This window comes from Richelia sinica FACHB-800, assembly GCF_014698825.1.
Classification (GTDB): domain Bacteria; phylum Cyanobacteriota; class Cyanobacteriia; order Cyanobacteriales; family Nostocaceae; genus FACHB-800.
On the sequence record NZ_JACJTT010000001.1, the window covers coordinates 215,554 to 239,356 of the forward strand.

Genomic DNA, 23,803 nt, shown 5'->3' on the forward strand with positions numbered 1-23,803 from the left:
TTGCAGGTTCATTTTCATGAGTAATAGTTCCCAATCTAAAACATCCCGCATACAAGCAGGAAGCAGTCTGAGTTTTTTTGAAAAATACCTGACTATTTGGGTATTTCTGTGCATTTTTGTAGGAATTGCTTTAGGTAGATTATTTCCCGGTATAGCTGTGGCTCTTGATGCTATGAGTGTGTATCAAGTGTCGATTCCTATTGCAATATGTTTGTTTTTCATGATGTATCCCATCATGGTGAAAATTGACTTTACACAAGCAGCAAATGCTATCCGCGCTCCCAAACCCGTGATTCTCACGTTAGTAGTGAATTGGTTAATTAAACCATTCACCATGGTGATATTTGCTCAGTTTTTCTTAGGATGGTTATTTCGTCCTTTAATTAGTGGAACTGAGTTGATTCGCGGTAACGAAGTGACACTAGCGAATTCTTACATTGCTGGCACGATTTTGTTAGGAATTGCACCTTGCACAGCGATGGTTTTATTGTGGGGATACCTTTCCTACGGTAACCAAGGACATACTTTAATCATGGTGGCTGTAAATTCTTTAACGATGCTATTTTTATATGCACCGTTGGGGAGGTGGTTATTAGCAGCTAATGATTTAACAGTGCCTTGGCAAACTATTGTTTTGTCAGTATTGATTTATGTTGGTTTACCGTTAGCCGCAGGAATGTATAGCCGATACTGGATTTTTAAATATAAAGGTAGAGAGTGGTTTGAAAGACGCTTTTTAAATTATCTGACTCCAGTTGCTATTACTGCTCTCTTGCTCACACTGGTACTACTATTTGCATTTAAGGGAGAACTAATTGTTAATAATCCCTTGCATATCTTGTTAATTGCCGTACCGCTATTTATTCAGACTAATTTCATTTTTTTGATTAGTTATGTAGCCGCATTAAAGCTGAATTTATCCTACGAAGATTCCGCACCCGCAGCATTAATTGGAGCTAGCAATCATTTTGAAGTTGCTATTGCCACTGCCGTCATGCTATTTGGCTTAAATTCAGGTGCAGCACTGGCCACAGTGGTTGGGGTTTTAATTGAAGTACCAGTGATGTTGATGTTGGTTGAGTTTTGTAAGCGCACAGCAGCTTGGTTTCCCAGGGAACCAGAAAAAGCTACATTGCCAGATCCACGGTGTCTTAGTGCCTATAAATAATCGCACAATTCTAGGAATTACAAGATATGGCAAGTAATAGTCATTGGACTCAATAATCTTCTAGTTAATCTTGTCTTCATTTGCCAAATACTGAATTTGGCATCATTTTAATTTATTCCTATAAACAAGAGGAGTCGAACCATGAAACGTGTGATGTTTGTTTGTAAGAAAAATTCTGCTCGTTCTCAAATGGCAGAAGGCTTTGCCACAAACCTTGGTAAAGGAAAGATTGAAGTGATTAGTTCTGGTTTAGAAGCCAGTTTTGTCAGACCAGAAGCAATTGCGACTATGCAAGAAATTGGCATTGATATTACAAATCAAACTTCTAAAGCTTTGAGTGATTTTAATGCTGAAGACTTTGACGTGGTAATTTCTTTGTGTGGTTGTGGTGTAAATTTGCCACCAGAGTGGGTAATGCGGGAAGTCTTTGAAGATTGGCAATTAGATGACCCAGCTGAACAACCAGAAATTTTTCCTAGAGTCCGAGATGAAATTAAGGAACGTGTAACTGCGCTAATTAAATCACTGACGTAGTTGGGAAAATTGTGGTATGAATCTTTGTGCGATCGCTCTTCCAACGCATCCAGGATGTATAGCAGGGGACAGGTAAGCCAGTCGCTCATGGGGGAAACCCCCAAGACCGCGCTGGTGCACCCCGTAGGGGTGGCAGTGCTAAAAGCCTTTTTGTGTCTAAGTTTTAGTTGTAGTTAATGTGTTGGTTGCTTTTGGAGAATTGATATTAAACCAATTCTCTCAATGAAAGGAAGATAAGGTTATTAATAGGGTTGTAGCGTAATTATCTATATCCTCTAGCGGAAACACTACAACTGGAAGGAATAAAGTTTGGTGTTTGTAACCCTGTCCTTGGCGCTGCTGATGTTAAAATCACGTTTCCATTAGTTGTGACTATCCAACCTTGTGCTTGTTGAATTCCTCTTTGGCTCAATTGGTGCGAATTATCTTCACTTTTTGGTCGTTGCTTCACAACTACGGGACTTTTATTTTCCACATCTGAACGATTGAACCACTCAACTAAACTGGGTGCATTAGCAATTAAATCCTGAGCATCAGCAGGTAAACCGCCCTTTCCTGTAATCACAAAGGAATTTTCTTTAATTGCAGCCACATCACAAACGTTTCTGGCTACCAATGATTCTGCATCAACTAGAGTATTTGGTAACTCCACTAACCCAGATGTAGTGTTGACATTAGGAGTGGTGATTTGCACATTACCAGTCACACCCAATTCAGAAGATGCGGTGATGTCGCTTTGAGATGTTGGTTGAGGACGAAATTCTAAACCAAATATTTCATCGGTTGTGATATTGATATTGCCACCCCTACCTTGAAAAGCATTGGCAGTAATATCACTATTTTCATCAGGAAAAGCAACTATTAAAGGTGCATTAATATTGATATTGCCGCCGTCTCCTCCAGCTTTGTTGGTTCCAGCACTGGCAGTAATCCGACTATTATTTCGCATTAATAATAAATTTTGAAGATTGAGACTAATATCCCCACCTTGATTAGATGCGGTTTCCGCAGTGATAAAACCCTGATGATTTAGTTGGAGATTGCCAGCTTGGAGAAAAATCTTTCCACCTTCAGCACTACCTATACTGTTAACAGCAATACCACTAACTGAGCTTATGGGATCTACTGTAGGTTTGCCAAACTGAGCTAGTCGAGCATCAAAGGTGCGATCGCTCCCTGAAATCATTATGCCTTCTCTGGCGTTGATAATGATATTTCCAGCTTTGCCACTACTATAGGCAGCTGCCAGGATTTGCCCACCTTCCAGAATTTTCAGGGTATTGGTGTTGATTGTAATATTACCGCCTGGCTTGGAACTTCTCGTTCTACCACTAATTACCGCCCCATCTGTTATTTGCAGCGCAGAAGTATTCACCGTAATATTCCCACCAGTACCCTGAGAGCCTTCTCTTGTGCCACTTAATACACCACTAGAAGCACCATATACGCCAAAACCAGACAAATTTATAGCCTCGGAAACATTTAAGGTAATATTACCCCCTGTACCAGAACCAAATGTACTACCTTGAATTTCTGAACCATCAGTTAAAGACAGAGTTCTCGCAGTCAGTTCGAGCGCACCAACAGCCCCCTGACCAGAGGTAGACAGCTGTATGAGCGCACCATTGCTCAACGATACTCTATCAGCGATGATTTTGATGTTTCCACCATTACCTATCCCCCGTACACCTTGAGGATTTGAACCCACACCAACAATGATGGCAGTGAATAATCCATCTAAGGATAGTGTTTTCACATCAATAGTGATATCACCAGAATTTCCCCGTCCTCCAGTTGCCGCACTGAGTAAAGCCTCATTAGCAAGAAACAAAGACTCTGCTGTGATGAAAATACTCCCTCCGTCACCTACAGCGCCTTTCTCTACATCACTGTGGATGAAGCTAGACCAGTTCTGACTCATTTGTTCATCTAACAAGATGGAATCCTTGATTTTCAGGGTGATATCGCCAGCATTTCCTTTTCCCTTGGTACTAGCAGATATTTCTGCCCCATCATTTAAAGTAAGAGACTTAGCGGAAATATCAATGCTGCCTCCCTCTCCTACCCCTGTGTCTCCTACATTAGTAACGATAGCACTGGAAAGTTCACCGCTCGCATCTACACCTGCTAAGGAGATAGGCCCACTGGTTTGAATCATGATATTCCCACTATTTCCTTGTCCAAAGGTACTGGTATTGAGTTCGCTACCACCAAGCAATGAGAGAGAACCTGTTGTGATGGTGATATGACCACTGTTTCCTACACCTCTAGGACGAACTGTATTCAAAATCTGGCTTTCATCCAAGGTGACAGATTCTGTAGCATGAATATCTATATTCCCTGCCTGTGAGTTAACTGAACCTTGATTTGCAGCGATACCTGCACGCATTATACTGTCTTGGCTCTGCAACTTTCTGGCATGAATGGCAATATCTCCCCTGTTACCAGCCCTGACATTAACAAGGGATTGATTGCTTAAGATAACATCACCTCTAGGCGTACTCTGGGGAAAAATAAATTTGAGATTACTATTTTCACTATTTATTTCTACTGTTCCTGTCCCTAAAATACCACCTAATTCAACTCGCCCACCAGGAGCAATTAAATTGGCATTATCTATTTTTAGATTACCCCCGATGAAAGCTAAGGTTTTACCGTGATTAACCTCGATTTCTGAGTTTTCAATTTGAATATCTCTGTTTTTTTGATTAATTAATTGATTAAAAAATAGTGCATTGGGAGATATTGTTAACAAGTTACTATTTTCTGGATTAGTGGCACTAAATAAACCATATTTACCTAATTGAATACTATCCGCAGTTGTGGCAATAAAAGAACCTTGAATGTCTAATTTGGCATTTTGACCAAAGTAAATACCATGAGGATTGATTAAAAATAAGTTGGCTGTTCCATTAACTCCTAATGTCCCTAAAATATTAGAAACATTACTACCAGTGACACGAGTTAAAATATTTTTTATGCCCACAGGATTGGCAAAATAAACGCTTCTCCCAGCACCAATATTAAATTCTTGGAAACTATGAAATAAATTTGTACCTCTAATTGCACCCTTTTCGATACCATCTTTGAGTTCGTCAATGGGTTTAACAACTGAATTTTCTAGTCCTAATGTCTGATCTGGTTTAAGTTGGGCAAAGCTGCTATGAGAATTAACTATGATTCCAGTTGTGACTAAGCTAATTGCTATTTGCAGTTGCACTAGTTGCTTCCACTGCCATAATATGAACATTGATTACAGTACAGGATTGATAATTACTGAAAATAATTGTATATCTAGGGGATGACAATGTGATAAGTTTTGTCACAAATAATATGACCTCATGAACGGTAATTTTGGGTATTACCAGTATTGTGGTTTCAACCAGAATGCTGATACTGTTCCGGAAATGAATGCGGCTGTCATATCTGCCCTACTGAGAATTTACGTAATAAAAAATTACATCGATTGTCTTGACTCTACTAAAACTATATGAAAGATTAGGTGTCAAATCACATGTTTGCACACCTTCAATATAAATAATCTCTATGCCCACAGTTAAAGAAGTTATTATTAATCGCTCTAATGGTTCTTGTAGCACTTCTATTGTCAGAGGTCTCAGCTTACAAATTATTGCAGAAATGAATCTGCTGATTCCTAATGTTCTAGTTAATTTTGATGATTTGAATATCAGTGCTGCTAGTTCAGCAGTCAATCCTTTTCTCCAACCTGCGGCCAAAGAAGCCCTGCGTCGTGCTATTAGGACAAAAGGGGGAACACTACGAATCAATTCAGCTTATCGTACAGTTGCTCAACAGCATTTGCTACGTAGTTGGTATGAATTAGGTGGTCAATGTGCCCCACCAAGGGCCGCTAGACCAGGTTTGAGTAATCATGAAGATGGTTTAGCCTTGGATACACCTGATTTTCAAGGTTGGATGTCTGCTTTAGAAAATGAGGGTTGGGATTGGTTTGGTAGGGGTGATGAAGTTCATTTCACCTATAGGGGTAGTGGTGTTAGAGATGATATTGGTGATATTGGGGTAAAAGCTTTTCAGCAGCTTTGGAATAAAAACAATCCTAGTGACCAAATTACGGTAGATGGTCAATTTGGGGCACAAACAGCAGCAAGATTAGATAGGTGTCCAGCAGAAGGTTTTGCCACAGCGAGATTGTTGAAATTGACAACTCCACCTTTGCAAGGTGAAGATGTTCGCAAAGTTCAGCAAGCATTAGTAAATGCAGGTTTTCTGGAGGAATCCCAAATTAATAGCACCTATGATGCAGCTACCGAGTCAGCAGTAGAGAAATTCCAAGATCAAAAAGGCTTAAGTCCAGATGGTGTGGTTGGGCCGCAAACTCGGAGATTATTAGGTATTACCTAACTCGCTGGCATCATTTGAGGCAAAAGCAAAATAATAATAGAGAGGTTGCATACAACCTCTCGACAATGGTTATAATCAAGTTTTAAAAATTTAAAATATCTAATGATGCTTCTATTTCCAAATCCAAAATTCTAGCTTTGGTTTCTTGATGTTCTGCAAGTTTGCCATTTTGCCAGTATAAATCTGCGGCTTTGTTAAAGTCTTCTATGGCTTTTTCTTTATCTCCCATTTCCAGCCTAGCGTTACCACGATTATAATAGGCATCCGCATAGTGATAATTTAGTTGAATGGCTTGGGTATAATCTTGAATTGCTTCTGGATATTTTCCTAAGTCAGCATAGACATTACCACGGTTATAATAAGCTTCTAAATCATCAGAATTAATGGTAATGGCTTGTGTGTAATCGGCAATTGCCCCTTCATAGTCACCTAAATCAAAACGTTGATTGCCTCGATGTTTATAACCAAGGGCATCGTCAGGGGCAATTTTCATTAACTGGACTAATTTATTTTGGGGTTCTAGGAGTGAGGAAGGTAAGCCGCGATTTTTTTGAGTAACAGCATAATGAGGGTTAATTTTCAAAGCTTGGGTGTAATCTTCAATTGCTGCTTGAATATTGCCTATTTGATAATAAGCATCGGCACGGTTTTTATAAAAAATAGCTACATGGGGATTAATTCTAATTGCTTGGGTATAATCTTCTATGGCAGACTGATAATTATTCAATTGATAACAAGCTAATCCTCGGTGGTGATAAATTTTAGCGTCATAAATATTTAAGTTAATAGCCTGAGTATAGTTACTACAAGCATTTGTATAATCACCCAGTTGATAATAAACTAAACCTAATTTGTAGTAGGTATCATAGTTATGCTCATTGAGTAAAGCTTGGTTATAGCTATTAATAGCGGCTAAATAATCTCCTGTTTGTAAATATTGATCACCTCGCTGTGCCACTGGTGTGATGAAATTTGGTTCTGGCAGTAAATCAAGATGAGGTTTAATTGATATTGGTTTATCTAAATTTCTTGGTAATGGTTGATTGATATTATGAGGATTGAGCAAATTATCTAAATAGGGAAATAAGCCACCACCATACAATAATTGATGAATACCAAAGGAAATTCTGCCTGTTTTGAGTTTAATCATTTGGGTAGGTAGAAACCCAGCTAAAAAGAGGTGATATTGAGATTGGGCTTCGTTTACTTCTTCTTGAATTAAAATACAAACAACTACGGCATTTTTTTCGACTTCTTCTGCACTGACTGACCATCGGACTTGATTAATTGTACCGTGTCGAGATTTGACTTCTACACCAATGGTGGGGTTAGCTGTGAGGGTAAAGTCTACTTTACCGTCTCCTCCCCAACGTTTTTCATAATCGATTTCTGTAATCAAGTTGCCTAGACGTTCTTTGACTACTTCTTCTCCCAGTTTACCTTTGAGATTGCTCACAAATACATCACGTACTGTAGAGGTACGCTTATATTTTTCTGCCATTTGCCAGCAAAAATCTCGTAGGGTTTTTAATCTTTCTCCGGAAATAATTGTTAATTCACTATGTTGTCCTTCCGTTTGACAATGAAGTAAACAACCATTGGTTAAGCGTTGAATAAAGTCAGACTGTAGCGATCGCAGCAAGGTGATCCAGTCCATGTATAATTAATTCTGCGAGTCTGGGTATACACTTATTTTAGGCAAAAATCCGCTGGGAGTAAACAGGGTGTAGGTTTTCTCAACCTTGACACCCAGTCAGCTAAATTTGCAATAGTCCTTCCGGATTAACGGAAAGAAGCGATCGCCTTTGTAGTCCTTCCCGATGTAAAATTTCATTAGCAGCTAGTAGTCCACTACTGACGGCTCTTTCCATTAAGCCACAAGGAAAGGGCATTTTTACCCAATCTCCGGCAAATACCAAGTTATTGACCTCGGTGCTGGTTTCTGGACGGTCTGCGTAACTATTGGGTGGATATCCAGAAAAGTTGTGTTGATTAACCAATTCTCGATGTAATACCTTCGCTTCTCTCAATTCTGGAACAATTTCATAGAGTTCTTGTTCAAAGGTGGTTAACAAGGCTTCCTGGGTGGGGAATTCCTTTTCTTTGTAACAATAGGCATGTAATTCGACAACACTACCACCTGTTTTTTGTGACCATTCAATAAATTGAGTTTGGATGCGGTGATACAGGGTAATACTATCAGTAAGTTGATAGCCAGATAGAGAAGTAAAATTGCTATGGGACCAGGTAAAATCCCGGTCAAACCAGAACCGACACACAGCAAAGGGGTCAGCTATATTCAATTTAGCAATTTGCGATCGCACTGTGGGGTTGACATCCCCATTAATTCGGTGGAAAAGTTGTTGAACTCCAGGAACATCGGTGGCCATTACATAGTAATCAGCAGCAATTTCCTGTGGTGAAGATGCTTCGGGATTTTTAGCTAATAATTGCAATTGCTCATCCTGTTTTTTCACTACCTTAAATTTAGCTAAATCCCGTTGGGCTGGGCCTTTAACTACCTTTCCTTCTGCTGTAAATACAGCACCGTGACAAGGGCAATGAAACTGACCATCTGCGGCTTTGTGGACAGTGCAACCTTGATGGGTACAAGTGAGAGAAATGGCTTCGTTGCTGTTAGCTGCTACAGCAAAAACTTCATCTACTGCGCCAAAATATGCTATTTTTTCATCCTTAACAACCGAGTTCTGCTTTACCCAAAAAGGTACTGAATTATCATTACTACCAACAAAATATTTAACTTTTTCAATTTTGTTTTGGTTGGCAATAATTTCACTCACTGTCACATCAGTAAAAACTTGACTACCTTGTTTTTGAATAGATGCAACAATGGGTTGAACTAAACTTGTCCCCATATCATCTTTCGTACCATTAAAAGCTAGTCCTTCGGGGTTGCCAAAAAAGTAAAAATGGAAGAACTGCATTAGTTCTCCTACACTCATTAAATCGGGTGCATTTAAACTCGATTTAGCAAAAGGTAGAAAATATAAGTCGTATAGGCCTTGGGGAAACTCTGTTGCTACCCAATCAGCCACAGAGATATGATCAAAACGACGATAATTTTTGTCGCGCTCAAAGCCTGTAATTGCCTGGAATACTTGCAAATGCTTGAAGTTGGTGAGATTAATCCCCCATTGTAAGCGGTTGGGAGATGCGATCGCTAAATCAATGATATTCCAAGGGAAAGCTGAATGACTGGGACGAAAGACTTCTGGTTGGTAGTGGCGATCGCGATAAACTACAGAATAGAAGTTTAATGATTGAAAATTATCCTTGATATTTAATTCAGAAACTAAACTATTCAAATTATAGTATTGGGGGAAAAAGCCATGAAAGCCATGTTCCATACGAAAAGTTTCACCTGCTGCCTCAATTTGCCAACTGGCAATTTTTCCACCTAGTTGGGGAGATTTTTCTAGCAGCGTGACCATAAATCCCCGCTGAACCAATTCATAAGCACAAGCTAAACCAGCTAAACCCCCACCAATTACCACCACTCTTTTAGGAGTATTTAAATTTAAGGGTAAGTTAAGACTATCCGGTTGAAAAATAGTTGGTTTTGGTTTACTAAAGCGAGAATATCCTGTCCCCCCAACTATCGCACCCACTCCAAATAACTTCAGCAGTGTCCGACGGGAAATAGTAGATGATTCTGGTGAATTAAATGTTTGGCTCATTGGTTACACAATCAACTTTTCACGATCACAAATCGTGGGCAATCATGACTTGCATTTCGCAGCTTTTTCTGCTATTCTGCACATTTTTAGTAAATATTACATTGACAGTGTAATATACTATTTAATAATTTGCTACCATAAACATCAGAGATTTTTTTGGGGTACTACATCAGCTATCATCAAATCTTGCGGAAAATATTTTTCTCTTGATGTTTGGGCATGATCTACATCTGAGGGGATGAAAATTTTTAATGCGCTCTCAGACCTAAGCAGGTAAATTTATAATTTCATTCATAAATATGAAATATTGGCGAGAAACTATCGCTGTTACTCAGCGTATCTTAATTGAACTATTACGACGGCGGCGCAGTCTAATATTTTGGAGTATATTTCCGATTTCTATTTTAATTCTTAACGGCTTTATTTTGGCAGAAAGAGCAAAACTGTCTATGGATGTAGCCTTTGAAAATGCCGCACCTTCTACCCTAGTCGGTGCTGCACTTTTCTTTAGCTGTTTGGGTGGAAGCGTGTCTACTGTAGTGGCAGAAAGAGAACAACAAACGCTAAAACGCTTATTCATTTCTCCTTTAAGTGGGACATCTTATTTCTTGGGAATTTTTCTAGCCCATAGTAGTATTGGGATTGGTCAAACTATTTTGGTTTATACAATTGCTGCTTTTTGGGGTGCTCAATTCCAAGGAGAAGTTTGGCTAGGGATTTTGATTATCTTACTCAGCATTATAGCTTATGTAGGTTTAGGATTTATTTTAGGGACTCAATTAGCTAGACGCATTGAAGATGTTAACGCTTTAGTAGCGGCTTTTGGCGTACCTTTATTGATTTTAGGTGGTGCTTTTTTGCCTACTTCCTTGTTTCCCAAAACTCTTTTAGATATTGCCCAATACAATCCTATTTATCACATGAATGAAGCACTTTTAGCTGTGTCAGCTAAGGGGGATAAATTAGATCAAATTACATCGCATTTTTCTTTTTTATTTTGCTTTGCTTTAGTCATGGTTGTTTGTGGTTGGTTATCCTATCGACGGATGTTGATGATGGAAAGAAGATTATAGGAATTAAATTTTAAAAATTAAAAACATGCTGAAAATAAAAAATCTTAATAAATCCTATGGCAACAGAAAAGTCTTGCAAAACCTCAACCTAGAAATTAATCCAGGTGAAGTGTATGGTTTACTAGGTGCCAATGGTGCTGGTAAAACCACAACCATCAATATTATTTGTAATTTACTCAAAGCCGACCAGGGAGAAATTACAATTAATAATTTACCTGTTTCTGAAGCAACTAAAAAATTAATTGGCATTGCTCCCCAGGAAAATTTACTGTATAAAACCCTATCTTGCCAAGAAAATCTCAAATTTTTTGCTGATATCTACGGTTTAGACCAAAGCACTCGTCAGAAACAAATCACAGACACTTTAACCGCAGTCAATTTGTTAGATCGAGCTAAAAGTCCTGTAGAAACTCTCAGTGGAGGAATGCAGCGTCGAGTTAACATTGCTGTAGCTTTAGTTCATCAGCCCAAATTAGTCATTTTAGATGAACCGACCACAGGATTAGATATTGAAGCTAGATACGAAATTTGGGAATTGATTCGGCAATTACAAAATCAAGGTATGACAATTTTATTAACAACCCATTTATTAGATGAAGCTGAACGTTTATGTAATAAAATCGGCATTTTAAAAAATGGTCAAATATTAGCCGAAGGCAGTTTAGAGGAATTGCAAAAATTAATTCCCGCCCAAGAAATTGTAGTCCTGAAAACACCTCAACCAGAGGAAGCGATCGCTCTCGCTCAAGAATATGGATTTACCCATCGATATTACGGTAATGATTTAGCTTTTTGGTTGCCAGAAGTCTGGGATTTAAAAGATATTATTGCTAAATTTCCAGGTATATCTATAGATGCTATCTCTCGTCAACCTGTACGATTAGAACATATATATTTAGAAGTAACCAATCACAATTAAAAACCATCTCATACTTTAGTAAAAATTAGGTAAAGAAAAATATCTATATCTATTTATAGAGATTTATTGTCAAACTGTTGACATTCCCACAGTAGTAGTGTTTCTATAGAGGTTAAAAATAATAATCTAAATTATCAAAAATATGAGAAAGTTTATCTACTGGTTAATGGGTGAAAAAGCCGGGAGGGTAGTTGTTGGTAGTTGGAACTGGCTGTGGGGAGTACCTGTAGAGTCTGGTGGCAAAGTAGCAGTAGCAGTAGCTGAAGATTCCTTACAGTCAATGCAGGAGGCTGTACAAAAGCTGGCTCAAGCGGTAGCTGCCCAAGAGGGTGCTTATAAAACAGCTAAAGGCAAGTATGAAGCCAAAATCAAAGAATTTAAGACCTTTGAACAACAAGCCCTCCTCGCTCAAAAAAATGGTAATGAAGAAGCAGCAAGAATGGCAATGACTAAGGCTATTCAAACAGAGCAGATTTTACCCACATTAGAGGACATGGTAAAACAAGCCGAAGTAGCTGTGAATGCTTCCAAAGAAAAGCTCAACCGCGAAAGACTCAAGCTAGAAGCTTACAAAGCGGAAATGCAGAATCTCAAAGATATGTCTGAAGTCAACGAAGCATTAGCCACCATTGTTAAAGTTAACAACGAATTTGATATTGGTTCAGCAAAAAGTGATTTTGAAAAAGCCAAAGGTGCGGTGGAACGTCGTAATCTCCAAGCAAAAGCCTTAGCTGAATTATCAGAAAATCCAGCAGAAAAAATGCAAGCAGATATAGAAAAAATCGCTTTAGACGATGAAGTTGCTCGTCGCTTGCAAATGTTACAAGATTCTAGTGCTAAGAAACTACCAGAATAAATTTAATTATGAGTCAAAAAAGTGGACCTCCTCCCATTGTTTATATTCTGATATTTTTGGCCTTGTTAGGTGGTGGATATTGGTTGTTTTTTACGGGTTCAGTAGTAACCATACCTCCACTGCCAAGTAATACTACGCAGCCAAATAACGAGGCAAACAATACTAACAATCAATCTTTTCCCTTACCTAATTCTGTTCCTTCTGGTACAACTATCAGAATAGATGGTTCTACTAGTATGGTGACAATCAACCAAAATTTCAAAAGAGGTTTTGAAGCTAAGTTTATAGGTACCAAGGTAGAAGCATTAGCTAACGGAACTAGTAAAGGAATTGCAGATGTCCTAGCAGGTAAAGTAGATTTAGCCGGTGCGTCACGACCTTTAACTGCACAGGAAAAAAGTCAAGGCTTAACTGCTGTTCCTATCACCACAGATAAAATTGCTGTCGTCATTGGTAAAGATAATTCCTTTACTAAAGGATTAACTAGCAGCCAAGTAGCAGATATTTTTCAAGGGAAAATTACAGACTGGTCTCAGGTAGGTGGTAAAAGTGGAAGTATCCGCGTTATTAACCGCCCTGAAATTAGCGGTACACACCAAAGTTTTCGAGAAATGGTTCTCAAAGGGGCTACATTTGGTACAGGTACTAACTTCACCAATTTGTCACAGGATGCTACTACTCCCTTACTCCAAGCATTAAAAACTGATGGTGTGGGCTATGCGACATTTAGTCAAGTGACAAATCAGCAAACTGTGAGAGTCGTCGCTATTGATGGTTTGACTCCTGATGCAGCCAGTTATCCTTATCAACGCCAGCTATATTATGTCTATAAAAACCCTGCTAGCAGTGGGGTACAGGCATTTTTGGGTTATGCAGCTTCTCCCCAAGGACAGCAAAATTTGGCTGTGGGTAATTAATTTTGGTTATGGACTAAAGTGGCGACTGATTGACTAAAGTTGCGAGCGATCGCTTATTCTAAATTCAGGCTCAATTCAATTATCTTCCGTGACCAAAGAACGCGAACCTTTCATTAGTTTGGCACTTTACCACGCTTTTAAGTGGTCAGTAGTTAGCCCAATGTTACACGCTTACTTCCAGGGTAAAATTTATGGCGTAGAAAATGTCCCCCAAATAGGGCCATTGGTGGTAGTCAGTAATCATGCTAGTTACTTTGACCCACCCATTGTTTCTAATTGTGTTTGTCGGCCAGTAGCTTACATGGCTAAGGAAGAATTATTTAAAGTTCCAGTCTTAGCACAAGCCATTAAGTTATACGGTGCTTATCCTGTCAGTCGTGGCAGTGCTGATCGCGCTGCCATTCGTTCTGCCCTAGAATATTTAGAAAATGGTTGGGCTGTAGGTGTATTTTTAGAAGGAACCCGTACCCCCGATGGTCGTATTCATGACCCCAAACGAGGTGCAGCACTCCTAGCAGCCAAAGCCAAAGCCCCTTTATTACCTGTGAGTTTGTGGGGAAGTGAAAAAGTAGTCAAAAAAGGTACACCTATTCCTCAAAAAGTGCCCCTCACCGTCAGAATTGGCAAATTAATTGATTCTCCCACCTCCACCAATAAAGAAGAACTAGAAGCAATAACCCAAAGATGTGCAGCTGCTATTAATGAACTGCACGACTTAGGCAGATAAGTCATACAATTTTGGATACGGGATTTTCACACCTATCTACATTGAATGTAGATAGACATGATGTGTCCTGATTCAAGCTGTTAGAGCTACTTGAGATTGTGGATTAAAAACCCTGATTTTTAGACTATTTCACCACTTGGAAATAGACTCACGACCAGAATTTAGTCTCAACAGGCATTAAACATTAAAAATAAAAAATTGTTAGTCTAGGAGTAAGTGTAGCTAGGCTACACAAGCTATTACCAATCAATACGTATTACTATATGATCAAGATATAAATATAGCTGTTTTTCTTTGAGAGAGGTAAATTTTTCCATCGTCAACCCTGTAGAGGCTGGATTTTCTATCCTAGATTTTATTGCCTCCCTGCGAAAATAACCATAACAAATTTTTATTCCTACTGTGCCTTAACAATGAAAGCTGTTCAAGTCAATCATAACTTGAAAAAAAATATTCTTGTCGTTGACGATACACCAGACAACTTGAGGTTATTGTCCGTAATTCTCAGCAGTGAGGGTTATAATGTTCGGAAAGCCCTAGATGGAGAAACTGCGATTACAGCGTGTAAAACGTTGTTACCAGACTTGATTTTACTAGATGTCATGATGCCAGAGATGAACGGTTATGAAGTTTGCCAACATCTCAAAGCAGATGAAAAAACCCGCCACATTCCCATCATTTTTATTAGCGCCTTGAATGATGTCATTGAAAAAGTCAAGGCTTTCGATAGCGGTGCTGTAGACTATATCACTAAACCTTTCCACAAAACCGAAGTTTTAGCCAGAATTCAAACTCACTTAAATCTCTATTTTCTCCAACTGGAATTACATCAAAAAAATATCCTACTTCAACAAGAAATCCAAGAAAGATTACAAATAGAATCAGCATTAAATTTACAAAAACAAAAACTCGAACAAGCTTTAGCTGATTTACAACATACACAAACCCAATTAATTCAAAGTGAAAAAATGGCCGTATTGGGTCAAATAGTTGCCGGTATTGCCCACGAAATTAATAATCCTGTCACCTTTATTTCTGGTAATCTTTACTATGCTCACCAATACATTCTCAATTTACTCAACTTAGTAGAAGCTTATCAAGCAGAATATACCAATCCCTCCCCTTTTATTCAAGAAATAATTAATGATATAGATTTAAGTTTTCTCAAAAATGATTTTCCTGAATTGATGCAAGCAATGGAAAGAGGGGCAAATCGAATTAAAGAAATTGTGCTTTCTCTCCGTAATTTTGCTCGTTTAGATGAAGCAGATATGAAAGCTGTTGACATTCATGAGGGACTAGATAGTACCTTATTTATGCTGCAACACCGTCTCAAATCCACAGACCTGCGGGCAGAAATTGCCATTATTAAAAATTACAGTGATTTACCTTTAATTAGCTGCTATCCTAGCCAAATTAATCAAGTATTTATGCACTTATTAAATAATGCCATAGATGCTTTAGAAAATTGTCAAAATACCCCACAAATTACTATTCAAACAGAACTATTACCAATCAATCAAATTAAAATTACCATCACCGATAACGGTTGTGGTATTGATGAATCTTCCCAACCCCATATATTTGAACCATTTTTTACAACCAAACCTGTGGGTAGTGGAGTAGGTTTGGGACTAGCTATTAGTTATCAAATAATTGTCCAACAACACCAAGGACAACTTTCTTTCCAATCTTCCCCTGGTCAAGGAACCCAGATTTATATTGAAATTCCTGTGTAAATAACGGTATTTTTGATGGAGACAATCCCCACTCTCTCATAAATCAATAAAAATATAGAGATAGTTTCCAATGGAAATTATCTAAAAATTCATTTGCTGCAACCTCATATATAATTAGTATAGCTGTAGACAAGACAGTTAGGACATTAACTACAACTAAAACTTAGACACAAAAAGGCTTTTAGCACTGTCACCTGTCACCTGTCACCTGTCCCCTGCTATATAAATTGCTATCAAAAATCAACTATTTCCATATAAACCTAATAAGTTTTTGTGAAATATTTTACAAAATCAAGACATAAGTAAAATAAACCCATCAAAATATTTTTTCTAACTTTAGTTAGAGGGTTGAACTAAGGTTCAACCTTAAAATTAATCCTATAGTTGTGTGATATATAAATGACCTTAACCTTATTTAAGGTTAATTTTGTTATAACAATGTGAATCATAGAGGATATCTAAAAAACTCCTGATAGGCTATTTAATTTAAAAACATATTAAAGGTGGATGTGAATTAGCATTCGATACTAAATTAACTCAATACATTGCTCAAATTATTTGTAGTTTAAAACAATATATTGGCTCATTTTTCTGTTACTTGTACAGAAGTTTTAAATCAATTAAATCCTGAGAAGGAGAATAACTATGCTAGATATTGATGAAATGAGTACAAAAGAGATTCATAATCTCTTGCAAAAAGTAGGACATGGACATCTTGGTTGTGCATTGGAAGGACATCCTTATGTTGTGCCAATGCACTATTATTTCGACGACCCAGACATATACATCTTCACCACTATTGGGATGAAGACCAAGTATATGGATGCTAATCCAGAAGTCTGTTTGCAAGTTGAAGAAGTCGAGGATCTCAAGCATTGGCGTAGTGTTACTGTGACCGGTAAAGCCGAACACATCACAGAACAGAAAGAAATTGATCGTGTAATGGAATTTGTCAAAACCCAAAATCCAACACTTTATCCTGCTATTAATCGAACCTGGATTGATGCCTGGGGACGGGATGAGACCATGGCACTCTACCGTATACATCCTAGTGAAATGAGTGGACGAACCACGGAAGGAGTTAGCAGTCGCCATCAATCAGATTGAGGTAAATAACTGTGCAAAATTAATTGTCTATGGCTATTGATGGGTATTAGAGATACCAGAAGTTTTGCAATCAGGATTTTATGAAAGCATTATTGCTCTACCCTCAGTTCCCCCAGTCATTTTGGTCTTATGATCGCTTCATGGAAATGGCCGGACTCAAAGCCGTCTTGCCACCACTAGGAATTATTACAGTAGCAGCACTGCTACCAAAGGACTGGGAAATTAAATTTTGCGATCGCAACGTTAATGTGGAAACAGATGCTGATTGGCAGTGGTGTGACCTGGTAATTCTTTCAGCAATGCTAGTGCAGAAACCAGATTTTCATGCCCTAATTCAAAAAGGGGTACGTTTAGGTAAAAAAGTGGCAGTCGGTGGCCCTTATCCCACATCAATCCCACAAGAGGCCCTAAACTCGGGAGCGCATTATTTGATTTTGGATGAGGGCGAGTTGACAATTCCTCAGTTTGTGGAAGCCCTCAACCAGGGCCAAGAACAAGGAATATTTCGCTCCCTAGAAAAGCCGGATGTCACCCAAAGCCCGATGCCGCGTTTTGACTTGCTGCAACGGGATGCTTACTTGATGATGGCTATCCAGTTTTCTCGCGGTTGCCCCTTCAACTGTGAGTTTTGCGATATTATTACACTCTACGGTCGCAAACCACGCACAAAAGAACCTGACCAAACAATCGCCGAGTTACAGGCTCTTTATGATTTAGGCTGGCGCGGATCACTATTCATAGTTGACGACAACTTTATTGGTAATCAGCGTAACGTCAAACAACTCTTGCGAGAGTTGATTCCTTGGATGAAGCAACATGACTATCCTTTTACTTTCATCACTGAAGCTTCTGTGAATTTAGCCGAAGATGAAGAACTGTTGCAATTAATGAATGAAGCTGGTTTCTATGCAGTATTTCTCGGCATAGAAACTCCTGACCAAGACAGCCTACAAATGACCCAAAAACTGCAAAATACTCGCAATCCTCTTATAGAAGCATGTCAGAAAATTAATGAAGCAGGAATGCTAATTTATGCAGGGTTTATCCTCGGTTTTGATGGAGAGCGTCCAGGCGCTGGAGAACGAATCCAAGCTTTTGTAGAACAAACAAGTATTCCTCAACCGATGTTGGGCATCCTTCAAGCTTTGCCTAATACTGCTTTATGGAAACGTTTGCAAAAAGAGCAGCGTTTATTAGAAAGTAAGGGTATTGGTGGTACTGAAGTGGGAGACCAAAATACCTTAATGAATTTCATTCCCACCCGCTCCATCGATGAAATCGCTAGAGAGTATGTAGAAGGCTTGTGGACATTATATGAACCTAAAAACTATCTCAGGCGCTGTTTTCAGCAATGTCTGAGTATTAATTTGCCATCAAAACGAAAGCAAACTAGGCATTTTTCTCCACGTCAGGGGTTGCGACTCTTTGCTCAGTTAATCTGGCATCAGGGCTTACGGCAACCTGAAATTTTTGGACAGTTCTGGCAACAACTATGGACAATTCTGTTGAAAAAGCCTCAAGCTCTTAATCTGTATTTAGGTCTATGTGCTGCGGGTGAACACTTTTGGGAGTACCGTGCTTTAGCTAGACAACGGATTACTCAACAATTAGGTTACGATCCACTAACAGAACAGAACACTTTGCTGGTGAACAAGTTCTATAGCAAAACCGTTTAGTTGTAACTGGACTTTAGAATAGTCTAATGTCCAGTTATCAATATGCACCCTATTTAAAATAAGCTTAATTGAGAATTTATCAGCCTATTTATTAATATTAAAGCCATATAATTTTTGTCCATTGTCAACCCTGTATTCACGATTATAGTTGTCGTCAGGGTCGTAACCGATATCACCAATAAAACAGAAAGAAATCGCTAAATGAAACGTTCTTCTTTCAAATAAAAATTCATCTAGAGGTGGCATTTTGAGAAAATCGTTCTTAAACTTCTTCCATTCCCGTTGATTGTACATATCCATAAACAAATTTTGCTTTAATAAGCGATTCAGCCACTCATGTTTGTGAACTATTAACGATTCTGCATCTGTTTCTTCAAATTCCAAATAAATTTCTTCTAATAATTTCCGCATTTCCTTAGGATATCTACCAGCTAAAGCCAAAAAAGCAATTAAGCTTTGTTTAAATCTATCTTCAACGGGAGTCTCCCAGATTGTGTGATGTTTAACATCATTTTCTGTGGGAGTCCAAATAATTTTAATAATTTTGCAAATATTAATTAGTCGCTTGGCTGTTCTCGGAGTCAGGTCTACATGCTGGCAACATTCTTTGATCCAATTAAATTCTTCAGTGGTGAATTTTTCCAGGGTGATAAATGGGTCTATATTAACAGAATAAGCAGGAGTAATATGCTTGTTTTCTAGATGAGATACCTGAGTTTTATCATCAATATCTTTAATAGCTTCTTTTCTAGGAATTACAGAGATTGATAAATTTTCCTCTTCTTCTATATCTTCATCACTAGATGTTTGTGTAACCTGATGATGTTGTGATGATTCTAGTAATAATTCACTGTCATCAGCTACCGATTCCGACGAAAAAATATCTGCTGGCAATAGTTTATCTACTAGAGAAAAGCTACTTTTTTCTGCAACTTGTGTGAATTGAGATAAATTACTAAAACTATGAATTTGAGAAGATTCCTCAATATCTACCAAAGACTTTAAGTAACTTTCGATCACACTTTTATTAATAGGACGCATTCTATAGGGAATTTGAATAATTTTCTCTAAATAATCTACCCCAGAAGGATTAGCACCACGTTTTAAAACTCCTCTGTACATATATTCTAAAGCCCGTCCAATATAACGGTCATCTATGGCTAAAATTATTACAAATATTTCCGTATTTAATAATAATTGTACAGCCTCTAACACTTGCACCACTCTATCGGGTGGACAACGGTCTAAATCATCTATATATAAAACAATTCTAGCGGGTCCTCTAGGGAAATGTTTTTTCAAAACTGCCAACTTTTCAGGGTTAGTATGCCCATGTCTATAGATTAAATGCTCAGATAAATCTGCGAAATCATCTTGAATTTGGTGCATTAATCCCAACAACTTTTGATAGGAATTATCCTCTAAACGATTGTTAACAAACTCCAATAAAGATTTATATTTAGCAGTTAAACCCACACGCTGCTTTTGCCGTTCTACTTGTATTTGCAGATTTTCCATTTCCTGGCGTTTTGCAGCTATTTCTTGTTGTGCTAATTCCTTCTTTTCATAAATTTGTTTAACTTGATGCTGCTCATATTCTAGTTTGCGTTGGTTAACTTGCTCTTTAATTTTTTCTTCCTTAGTTCGGTTGATTTTTTCTCTTTCCGCATTTACATTTTCCCTGGCAGCTTGCAAAAATCTGACTGTTTTTACTTGGAGGATGTGGACTCTTTTAAAAATTTCCATCCCAGTAGTTAAAGCAGGGATAGCGGTTACACTTGTTAACCACAGTTTTAAAGCAGTGGATAATTCTACTAGCAGTGCTGGTAAGAAGTTGGGAATACATTTCACTATGACAAAATAGACAATAAATGGTACAGCACAAGCACCTAAAAATATCAATAATGTCTTTTTATCTGTTTTGGTAAATTCAATTAAGCCAACTATCTGGCTGGGTTGTTCTTCCAGAAAATGGTTAATTTTTTGGAGATGGGCAATAATATTTTGCAGTTTCTCGTCTTTACTGACAATTAATTCCTGAGCAATATCTAGGAGATTAGATTGAGATAACTTATCCAACTGGAGTGTCGGAAACTGTGTTTCCAAATCTTTTCTATCTTTAAAACCACAAAAATTTAGAAAATCCTTGAGAATAGAGTTACCAAAATCATCTTTGAGAGTTTCTTTGAGTTGAGACAGAAACACAACCAATATGGATATATCGGTCATTTCTTCTTCCATTTCTGTTTCAATATTTTTAACTTCTTGGTTAAATACTTGCTCAAGCTGCACTAATTCTTGATTAAACTTAGTTTCAATCTCTTGATTCTTGGTTTTTAATTCTGCCTCTAAATTTTGTAATTCCTCTTCCGCACGCTTTAATTTTTCTGTTTCTTCCTGCCTAACTTGACTAAGAAGTTCCCACAAAGCATTACCATCAGGATTTTTATCTTTTAGCTGAGAAAGTACATCTTGACTCAACTCCGATTCTAAAATTATCTTTCTGTCACTATCATTCATTTGATTAACAACACGCCAAATATCACCTCCCGCTAGTAAGTCAGAAACTTCTCCTAACTGCTTTTCTAAGGTTAATTGACGATCAAGTTGATCAAAAATTGTCTGCATTAAACTTGCCCATAAGTCAGATTTGGCGTAACTCCAGGCATTAAATTTAATTTGGTAAACATGACCTACATAGGGAGAAAGACTCGGTTCATTTCCCACATCACCCCATGCCTGTTTTGCGGTGATGGGATGACAGCGAATCTTGGTAATTTGTTGTTCTATCAGGTGCATTCCAAAAGATTTACCACTACCCCAACTCCCTAAAATTGCCACTGCTAAGGGAGGTTGGAGACTTCGCAACATCAAGACATCAGCTAAAGATTGCAGTTCCTTCGCTACATCAAGAGAGTCTTCACCTGTGGGTTGGTCATTACGGAAAGCTTGGGGAATTCGGCGAATATTAAACCTCTGCCAAGGCCAGACTTTGATGCCATCTTTACTAGCACTGATAATGTAGTCTCCTTGAGGGTCAAAAGCGACTGAGTAAACTTCCCGCTGATGTTTGCCAATGATGATTTGCCGCTGACGGTGGGAGTCGGAGATATCCCATAACCGCACTGTGTTATCCGCACTCCCACTGACCACGGTTTTACTATCGGGGCTAAAGGCAACTGAGTCAACAGTATTGGTATGACCGATGAAAGGTTGACCAATAACTTTTCCAGTGTTGATATCCCATAACCGCACTGTGTTATCTGCACTCCCACTGACAACCATAGTCCCATCAGGACTAAAGGCGACGGAGGTGACAGTATCTGTATGACCAATGAAAGGTTGACCTATTGCTTCTCCAGTTTCCACATCCCACAACCGCACTGTGTTGTCTGAACTTCCACTGACCACGGTTTTACTATCGGGACTAAACTCTACTGCGTAGACAGGATTTGTATGACCAATGAAAGGTTGACCTGTTGCTTCTCCAGTTTTCACATCCCATAACCGTACTGTCTTGTCATAACTCCCACTGACAATCATCGTCCCATCAGGACTAAAGGCTACCGAACGGATATAACTTGTATGGCCACACAGAGGTTGACTGATGGCTTCTCCAGTTTCCACATCCCACAACCGTAAGGTCTTGTCATTGCTACTACTGATAACCAGAGTCCCATCAGGACTAAAAGCAACTGAGTAGACAGCATCTGTATGACCAATGAAAGGTTGACCTATGGCTTCTCCCGTGTTGACATTCCACAACCGTACAGTTTGATCCCAACTACCAGTGGCAATCCTACTGCCGTTGTGATTAAAGGCTACTGATGTCACATAATCTGTGTGACCAGAGAAAGGTTGACCTAAAGTTTCTCCGGTGCTGACATGCCACAAGCGTAATGTCTTGTCATTGCTACCACTGACAACCATAGCCCCATCAGGACTACAAGCGATCGCGTTGACATAACTTGTATGACCAGAGAAGGGTTGACCTATTCCTTCTCCGCTGCTGGCATCCCATAACCGTAATGTCTGATCAAAACTGCCACTAATCACTTGTGTACCGTCGTGATTAAAGGCCGCTGATGTCACATAATCTGTGTGCCCAGATAAGGGTTGACCTAGAGTTTCTCCGGTGTTTACATCCCATAACCTGACTGTTTTGTCAGCGCTGCCGCTAACCACTTGGGTACCATCGTGATTAAAGGCTACTGATGTTACATAATGTGTATGCCCAGACAAGGGTTGACCTAGAGTTTCTCCCGTGTTGACATCCCACAACCTTAAGGTCTTGTCATTGCTACCACTGACAACCATTGTCCCATCAGGACTAAAGGCCACTGAGTTGACAGAACTTGTATGACCAGACAAGGGTTTTGCGATCGCTTGTCCAGTTTTGGCATCCCATAACCTGATAGTGTTGTCAAAACTGCCACTCACCAGTTGTGTACCGTCGTGATTAAAGGCTACTGATGTCACATAATCTGTATGACCAAAGAAGGGTGGTGCGATCGCTTGTCCGGTCTTGGCATCCCATAACCTTACAGTGTGATCAAAACTGCCGCTGACCACTTGTGTGCCATCGTGATTAAAAGCTACTGATGTCACATAATCTGTATGACCAATGCAACTTACCCACCTAGACCCAGTTAACCTATCCCAAATTTCTATCACGCCATTTGCTAAACCCACAGCAATACGTCTCCGTCCCTGGGGTGATATGGCTACTGCATTAACACCACTATCCAACTCAGCAAAGGGTTTTTCGGATTCTGCGGTTGCTGCTTCTAGGTCTTGTTCTGCTTCCGTACCAGTCTCGATGCCTGGGGTTATTGCTTGTTGACCTTGGGTGATGTCCATGCAAGTGGTTTGACCAGTTGAGTTGTGTCTAGGTGTTACTGGTTTTACTATGTAAATTATGAGATTGTAAATAGTTTTATAGTTTTTTTTACAACAAAAAACCGAGAACCTAATGAGAAATAAAATCTAAATTAGACAAAAAAATA

15 protein-coding genes are annotated in these 23,803 nt (G+C 38.8%); 11 read left to right on the forward strand and 4 right to left on the reverse strand.

Going from position 1 to position 23,803, the window contains the following annotated elements; translation table 11 throughout:
* The first annotated feature begins 16 nt into the window (after positions 1-16).
* Positions 17-1,168 (forward strand): ACR3 family arsenite efflux transporter, encoded by a 1,152-nt coding sequence (arsB, locus tag H6G73_RS00950; protein ID WP_190601066.1) that lies wholly within the window; start codon positions 17-19, stop codon positions 1,166-1,168.
* Positions 1,169-1,309: 141 nt separating this feature from the next.
* Positions 1,310-1,702 carry an arsenate reductase, glutathione/glutaredoxin type gene (arsC, locus tag H6G73_RS00955; RefSeq protein WP_190601067.1) on the forward strand — a complete coding sequence of 131 codons (393 nt, stop codon included), beginning with the start codon at positions 1,310-1,312 and terminating at the stop codon, positions 1,700-1,702.
* Between the two features lie 262 nt (positions 1,703-1,964).
* Here arsC and H6G73_RS00960 read toward each other — a convergent pair whose 3' ends face one another.
* Entirely contained in the window at positions 1,965-4,952 is a 2,988-nt protein-coding gene (locus tag H6G73_RS00960) for a two-partner secretion domain-containing protein (protein ID WP_190601068.1), read from the reverse strand.
* Positions 4,953-5,248: 296 nt separating this feature from the next.
* Between H6G73_RS00960 and H6G73_RS00965 the strand changes: the two genes are divergently transcribed.
* A complete protein-coding gene (locus tag H6G73_RS00965; RefSeq protein ID WP_190601069.1) occupies positions 5,249-6,085 on the forward strand; it encodes a peptidoglycan-binding protein in 837 nt (278 codons plus the stop codon).
* A gap of 82 nt (positions 6,086-6,167) precedes the next feature.
* Here H6G73_RS00965 and H6G73_RS00970 read toward each other — a convergent pair whose 3' ends face one another.
* Entirely contained in the window at positions 6,168-7,742 is a 1,575-nt protein-coding gene (locus H6G73_RS00970; RefSeq protein ID WP_190601070.1) for a tetratricopeptide repeat protein, read from the reverse strand.
* Positions 7,743-7,842: 100 nt separating this feature from the next.
* Positions 7,843-9,783 (reverse strand): FAD-dependent oxidoreductase, encoded by a 1,941-nt coding sequence (locus H6G73_RS00975; RefSeq protein WP_190601071.1) that lies wholly within the window; start codon positions 9,781-9,783, stop codon positions 7,843-7,845.
* A gap of 299 nt (positions 9,784-10,082) precedes the next feature.
* On the opposite strand from H6G73_RS00975, the gene H6G73_RS00980 reads away from it, so the two are divergent.
* From H6G73_RS00980 to H6G73_RS01015, 8 genes are all read left to right on the forward strand, one after another.
* Positions 10,083-10,856, forward strand: a complete 774-nt coding sequence (locus tag H6G73_RS00980; protein WP_190601072.1) for an ABC transporter permease — start codon at positions 10,083-10,085, stop codon at positions 10,854-10,856.
* A 25-nt stretch (positions 10,857-10,881) separates the two neighbouring features.
* Positions 10,882-11,775: an ABC transporter ATP-binding protein gene (locus H6G73_RS00985; protein WP_190601073.1), complete on the forward strand. Its 894-nt coding sequence runs from the start codon at positions 10,882-10,884 to the stop codon at positions 11,773-11,775.
* 142 nt (positions 11,776-11,917) lie between these two features.
* Positions 11,918-12,631 carry a PspA/IM30 family protein gene (locus H6G73_RS00990; RefSeq protein WP_190601074.1) on the forward strand — a complete coding sequence of 238 codons (714 nt, stop codon included), beginning with the start codon at positions 11,918-11,920 and terminating at the stop codon, positions 12,629-12,631.
* A gap of 8 nt (positions 12,632-12,639) precedes the next feature.
* Entirely contained in the window at positions 12,640-13,548 is a 909-nt protein-coding gene (locus H6G73_RS00995; RefSeq protein ID WP_190601075.1) for a phosphate ABC transporter substrate-binding protein, read from the forward strand.
* 88 nt (positions 13,549-13,636) lie between these two features.
* A complete protein-coding gene (locus H6G73_RS01000; protein ID WP_190601076.1) occupies positions 13,637-14,275 on the forward strand; it encodes a lysophospholipid acyltransferase family protein in 639 nt (212 codons plus the stop codon).
* Positions 14,276-14,688: 413 nt separating this feature from the next.
* On the forward strand, positions 14,689-16,014 hold the full coding sequence (locus H6G73_RS01005; protein WP_190601077.1) for a hybrid sensor histidine kinase/response regulator: 1,326 nt from the start codon (positions 14,689-14,691) through the stop codon (positions 16,012-16,014).
* A gap of 663 nt (positions 16,015-16,677) precedes the next feature.
* Complete coding sequence (locus H6G73_RS01010) at positions 16,678-17,121, forward strand: pyridoxamine 5'-phosphate oxidase family protein (protein WP_242034080.1); 444 nt, start codon at positions 16,678-16,680, stop codon at positions 17,119-17,121.
* Positions 17,122-17,201: 80 nt separating this feature from the next.
* Entirely contained in the window at positions 17,202-18,797 is a 1,596-nt protein-coding gene (locus H6G73_RS01015) for a B12-binding domain-containing radical SAM protein (protein ID WP_190601079.1), read from the forward strand.
* Between the two features lie 84 nt (positions 18,798-18,881).
* On the opposite strand, the gene H6G73_RS01020 is transcribed toward H6G73_RS01015, so the two are convergent.
* Positions 18,882-23,657, reverse strand: a complete 4,776-nt coding sequence (locus H6G73_RS01020) for a P-loop NTPase fold protein (protein WP_190601080.1) — start codon at positions 23,655-23,657, stop codon at positions 18,882-18,884.
* Positions 23,658-23,803: the final 146 nt, after the last annotated feature.

Coding starts and splice junctions, on each gene's coding strand:
- arsB (WP_190601066.1), top strand. CDS start 17: ATGAGTAATAGTTCCCAATCTAAAACATCCCGCATACAAGCAGGAAGC.
- arsC (WP_190601067.1), top strand. CDS start 1,310: ATGAAACGTGTGATGTTTGTTTGTAAGAAAAATTCTGCTCGTTCTCAA.
- H6G73_RS00960 (WP_190601068.1), bottom strand. CDS start 4,952: ATGTTCATATTATGGCAGTGGAAGCAACTAGTGCAACTGCAAATAGCA.
- H6G73_RS00965 (WP_190601069.1), top strand. CDS start 5,249: ATGCCCACAGTTAAAGAAGTTATTATTAATCGCTCTAATGGTTCTTGT.
- H6G73_RS00970 (WP_190601070.1), bottom strand. CDS start 7,742: ATGGACTGGATCACCTTGCTGCGATCGCTACAGTCTGACTTTATTCAA.
- H6G73_RS00975 (WP_190601071.1), bottom strand. CDS start 9,783: ATGAGCCAAACATTTAATTCACCAGAATCATCTACTATTTCCCGTCGG.
- H6G73_RS00980 (WP_190601072.1), top strand. CDS start 10,083: ATGAAATATTGGCGAGAAACTATCGCTGTTACTCAGCGTATCTTAATT.
- H6G73_RS00985 (WP_190601073.1), top strand. CDS start 10,882: ATGCTGAAAATAAAAAATCTTAATAAATCCTATGGCAACAGAAAAGTC.
- H6G73_RS00990 (WP_190601074.1), top strand. CDS start 11,918: ATGAGAAAGTTTATCTACTGGTTAATGGGTGAAAAAGCCGGGAGGGTA.
- H6G73_RS00995 (WP_190601075.1), top strand. CDS start 12,640: ATGAGTCAAAAAAGTGGACCTCCTCCCATTGTTTATATTCTGATATTT.
- H6G73_RS01005 (WP_190601077.1), top strand. CDS start 14,689: ATGAAAGCTGTTCAAGTCAATCATAACTTGAAAAAAAATATTCTTGTC.
- H6G73_RS01010 (WP_242034080.1), top strand. CDS start 16,678: ATGAGTACAAAAGAGATTCATAATCTCTTGCAAAAAGTAGGACATGGA.
- H6G73_RS01015 (WP_190601079.1), top strand. CDS start 17,202: ATGAAAGCATTATTGCTCTACCCTCAGTTCCCCCAGTCATTTTGGTCT.
- H6G73_RS01020 (WP_190601080.1), bottom strand. CDS start 23,657: ATGGACATCACCCAAGGTCAACAAGCAATAACCCCAGGCATCGAGACT.